This is a genomic window from Oleiphilus sp. HI0080, from assembly GCF_001635135.1.
Window position 1 is genome coordinate 1 of the sequence record NZ_LWFU01000492.1, and the last position, 5,103, is coordinate 5,103.

General features: G+C 49.1%; 5 protein-coding genes. All 5 read right to left on the reverse strand.

What is annotated here, in order from left to right; genetic code table 11:
• Positions 1-604, reverse strand: a 604-nt coding sequence (locus tag A3751_RS10350) for a DUF3391 domain-containing protein (protein ID WP_156492370.1), incomplete at its 3' end; no start/stop codon positions are given.
• A 252-nt stretch (positions 605-856) separates the two neighbouring features.
• Entirely contained in the window at positions 857-1,855 is a 999-nt protein-coding gene (gene meaB, locus A3751_RS10355; protein WP_068455412.1) for a methylmalonyl Co-A mutase-associated GTPase MeaB, read from the reverse strand.
• Between the two features lie 7 nt (positions 1,856-1,862).
• The gene (scpA, locus tag A3751_RS10360; RefSeq protein WP_068455415.1) at positions 1,863-3,998 is read right to left on the reverse strand and encodes a methylmalonyl-CoA mutase; all 2,136 of its coding nucleotides are present in this window, start codon (positions 3,996-3,998) and stop codon (positions 1,863-1,865) included.
• A gap of 104 nt (positions 3,999-4,102) precedes the next feature.
• Positions 4,103-4,504 (reverse strand): methylmalonyl-CoA epimerase, encoded by a 402-nt coding sequence (gene mce / locus A3751_RS10365; protein WP_068455418.1) that lies wholly within the window; start codon positions 4,502-4,504, stop codon positions 4,103-4,105.
• Positions 4,505-4,538: 34 nt separating this feature from the next.
• Positions 4,539-5,103: acetyl-CoA carboxylase biotin carboxyl carrier protein subunit (locus A3751_RS10370; RefSeq protein WP_156492371.1), on the reverse strand; the 565-nt coding region annotated here is incomplete at its 5' end.

Sequence of the window (5,103 nt, forward strand, 5' to 3'; positions counted from 1 at the left end):
GCATGCCTGCTAAGCCGAGCAGTTGAAGGTCTTGGTCCGGAAGACCTAAAAAACGACCAAATGCGATTGAAAGTACGCCTACGCGCATGCAGTGTTCAGAGGTGTATTTGTCTTCGTTCTTGATCTTGGTAAGCCAAAGCATCGCGTTTGCGTTGCTGATGATACTCGTCATGCACTCGCGCACAACGGCGCGAGATTCTTCGACAGCAAATGCTTCTCCGTTGTTGATGTCGTTTAGTACTTTTTCGATATGTTCGTGAGTTTTCTCTAGAGTGAACTTAGCGCGGGGCATTTCCTCATGAATGTCACGTGTTTCGCGAAATCCGGCGATTAACTGAGTTGGCGTTTTTTGCGTTGCTTCTTCAGCCTTGAGCCAACGTGGGTCATCGGTTTCGATAAATACATGGCTGCAATGGGTTTGAAACATGGTGATGTCATCGATGGAGCTGATCCTAAAGCCTTGCAGGAGCACGGGAAGCTCCGTCCATGGGCGATCAGGATTGGAAACATACATACCGATTTCAAGAACTTCTACCGGAACTTTGACCTCTGTCTTGCTCGTCTTGTCGAGAGGGCTAGGCTTGTTGATATGGCTCGATGACATTATTCTTTCTTAAAGACCTTGGTAAAACCGCGCACGTAAGCCTCTAAAGCTCTCGTTAGCACCTAAAAATTTAACGATCTTGGAACTTTAAGATTAGTTCAATAAATTTCAGCCGTCTAAAAAAACGCTTCTTATGCTCAATGAAATGAGAACGGCTTAAAAAACCTATCGGTTTGGAGGATGGGGGTTGCGTGAAAAATTTAGTTCTTTGAAGAGAACTTCGCAACGCTCTAAGTGCGGGAAAGAGGGCACTTAGGAACTGAACAGCCTTAAAAGATGTTGGGCGGCCTCAAACGGCGTACTTTGACCGACTATAACGGCCTTTTGTTGTTCAGCAAGGTGCTCTTTTACCGAGGGGTGCTCTTCGAACATGCGCTTTAATTCTTGCTCGATGAGAGTCTCTAGCCAAGCCTTGGATTGATTGTTTCGTTTTTCGGAGAGTGAGCCTGAGCTGTTTGCTTGCTCAAAAAAGCGATCAAGCATCGCCTCAATATCTTCCATACCGTTGTTTGTGAGTGCCGAGCAAGTGAGCGCAACAGGCTCCCAATCGCCTTCACCTCGCATGAGATGTAGGGCGTTTTCGCAGTGCTGCTTGGTTCTTTCTGCTTGCTTTAAGCTGTCGCCATCGGCTTTGTTGATGACGAGAGCATCGGCTAACTCCATAATGCCGCGCTTAATGCCTTGCAGTTCATCGCCTGCGTTAGGTTGCATTAGAACCATAAAAAAATCGACCATTGAGGCGACTTCATATTCGGATTGCCCAACGCCAACTGTTTCAACGAGCACGACATCAAAACCTGCGGCTTCGCATAAAAGCATGCTTTCACGTGTTTTTTGTGCAACGCCGCCAAGCGCGCCGGAAGAAGGGCTGGGTCGGATAAAGGCGTTTTCAGCGCGAGAAAGTCGCTCCATACGTGTTTTATCGCCCAATATGCTGCCGCCGCGGAGAGGGGAACTTGGGTCGACCGCAAGCACCGCTACACGGAAACCTTGTGCAATTAGATGCAGACCAAAGGCTTCAATAAACGTCGACTTGCCAACACCGGGCGTGCCGCTGATACCAATCCGTTTTGCCTTGCCTGTTTGAGGTAAAATCCGATTTAAAAGCGCTTGCGCCTGCACCTGATGTTGAGGATTTGTGCTCTCAATTAGAGTGATGGATTTTGCGAGGGCTCTTCGTCGCACTGGCTCAGAATTGTCCGAGACAAGTTGTTGAGCAAGTGCTTCAATGCCGGTGGCAGAATCCATCATTTCGTCTTTAGCCTTTGATCGCTTCAAGCACCTGACGTGCTGCATCAGGAATGGGTGTTCCTGGCCCGAAGACGCCTTTCACCCCAGCAGAAAACAGAAAGTCGTAATCTTGTTTTGGAATCACACCGCCGGCAACCACAGCGATATCGTCTGCGCCTTGAGCCTTCAATGCCTCTATAAGTGAGGGAACGAGCGTTTTATGACCCGCAGCTTGTGAGCTCACCCCAATAACATGCACGTCGTTCTCAATCGCTTGCTTGGCGACCTCTTCAGGGGTCGAGAACATCGGGCTCAAATCAATATCAAATCCGACATCGGCAAACGCAGTTGCGATCACTTTCGCTCCGCGATCGTGGCCGTCTTGCCCCATCTTGCAAACCAGCATGCGTGGTCGCCGGCCATGCTCGCTCTCAAACGCTGCAATATCGTCTTTAATCATGTTCCAATTTGCATCTTCTTCATAGGCCGCACCATAGACGCCACTAATTGTTCGTGCTTCTGCCTGATAGCGACCATACTCCGCTTCCAGAGCATCAGAAATCTCGCCGACAGTGGCTCTTAGGCGCGCCGCATCAACACTCAAAGCCAGTAGATTGCCTTCGCCCGTTTTCGCTGATTCAGTCAGAGCGGCCAAGGCTTTCTCAACGGCAGCATTGTCTCGGGATGCTTTGATTTCGTTTAAGCGCTTGATTTGCGATTCACGCACAGCGACATTATCGACTTCAAGAATATCCAGATCGTCCTCGTGGTCGAGCTGATACTTGTTTACCCCAACAATCACGTCTTCACCACGGTCAATTCGCGCTTGCTTCTTCGCTGCGCTTTCTTCAATGCGCATTTTCGGCAGGCCTTGTTCTATGGCTTTTGCCATACCGCCAGATTCTTCGATTTCCTCAATCAACTCCCACGCTTTATCAGCGATCTGTTGAGTGAGCGTTTCCATCATATAGGAGCCGCCCCATGGATCGGCAACCTGCGTAATGCCGGTTTCTTCCTGAATGATGATTTGCGTGTTTCGCGCAATACGTGCTGAAAACTCAGTCGGAAGGGCGACGGCTTCATCTAGCGCATTGGTGTGTAAAGATTGAGTGCCGCCAAAAACTGCTGCCATTGCTTCAATCGTAGTGCGAATCACGTTGTTGTATGGGTCTTGTTCGGTAAGCGACCAGCCAGAGGTTTGTGAGTGTGTGCGAAGCATGCTGGATTTTGGGTTGCTTGGATTGAACTCCGACATGATGCGATGCCACAGCAATCGGCCAGCGCGAAGCTTGGCGATCTCCATGTAGAAGTTCATGCTGATGCCCCAGAAAAACGAGAGGCGGGGTGCGAAGGCATCCACTTCTAGACCTGCGTTCAGTGCGGTGCGCACATACTCGCGGCCATCGCTCAAGGTATAAGCGAGCTCCAAAGCGGCATCGGCACCGGCTTCTTGAATGTGATAGCCGGAAATTGAAATGCTGTTAAAGCGTGGCATGTTCTGGGATGTGTAGGCGATGATATCGCCGATAATTTTCATCGATGGTGCTGGTGGGTAAATATAGGTATTACGCACCATGAATTCCTTCAGAATGTCGTTCTGAATCGTGCCCGCTAATTGTGCTTGAGAAACCCCTTGTTCCTCCGCAGCCACGATGTAATTTGCCATGACGGGAAGTACTGCGCCGTTCATGGTCATCGATACGGAGACTTTGTCTAGCGGAATGTCATCGAACAAGATCTTCATATCTTCGACTGAATCGATGGCGACACCGGCTTTACCCACATCGCCGGTGACGCGCGGATGATCCGAATCGTAGCCGCGGTGAGTGGCTAAATCGAATGCTACAGAAACGCCCTGTGCGCCCGCAGCGAGGTTTTTACGGTAGAAGGCATTTGACTCTTCTGCGGTAGAAAAACCCGCATATTGGCGTATCGTCCAAGGTCGGCCTGCATACATGGTTGCCATCGGCCCTCGAACATAGGGGGCCATTCCCGGGAGAGTGTCGGTGTGTTGCAGGTCTTTCGTGTCGTCAGCAGTGTAAAGTACTTTGATCGGAACACCTTCCGGCGAGTTCCATGTCATCTCTTCCGGCGTCATGCCCTTCATCTGTTTGGTGGCTAATGCCTCCCAGGCGGTTAGGTCTTCGCGTTTTTTGTCAGTCATATATGAACTCTGCTAGTTCGCTTTTATATTGATGAGTGTGTTGTTTGACCCTGAGTGGCATCCATATGACTTAGGGTGAATCTGTATTGTCATGGATCGAATAACTATTGAGGTTGATTCAGCTCAACTAAGACGCCATCACAACTTTTAGGATGGATGAAGATCACACGGCAATTATGCGCACCTATGGTGGGGGCTTCTGTTAAGAATTGATAGCCCTTGGCTTTCAATCGTTCAACGTCGGCTTCGATATCATCGCTACGAAAACACAGGTGGTGCATCCCGCCGCCTTTTTTCTCGAGGTACTTCTGAACAGGGCCTTGTCCGCGAAGCGGGTGAATGAGCTCAATGCTCGGCTTGTCGACAGGAAAAAACGCGGTACTTGTTAAGGCGTCTTCCACATCTTCTTTACCTTTGAATGTTAATCCGAAATCTTCTACAAAGCGCTGTATGGCTTTTTCCAGATCCGGAACGGCGATTGCGATATGGTCTAGTCCTGTAATCATCTTTGTTTCCAGCTTTTATCCAAGAGCAATTAATTTAAATGCGATCAATAAATACTGAACAGGCCTGTGTTTTAATTTTGGCTATCTGCTCATCGCTTAAGGTTTCAATTTTTTCATCCGGAACAATCTTAAAGATCGGTTGTCCTTTTTTGATGATCTCTCCATCGTTCTCAATCAAGCATTTTTCGATCACACCAGAAAACGGTGCATTGACCTTGTTGAACATCTTCATGACTTCAACAATGAAGAGCGGTTCGCCCGCCTCAAAGTGATCCCCCTCTTTAATGAACGTGTCCATGTCGGGCGCTTCGCGTGAATAATACATTCCGCCCGAAGGCGCGAGAATCTCATCGCTCTTAGCTTGTGGCGGCGGTACCAGTACTTTGGCCATCGCTTTTTGTAACTCTGAGTCCGCCAGCGTGTCGGGAATATGGATGGTGAGGTCTTCGTTGACACTCAGGTTATAAAACTCGGTGCTGTAAGCAACATGCGCTAACAAAAGTAGTACTTCGTTGCCTAGTTGGTAGCCTTTGTGTGCGGCTTTTACAGCCTGCCATTGCTCTTTTTCTATTCCCTTGGGCGCGCGCGAATTGCACAGG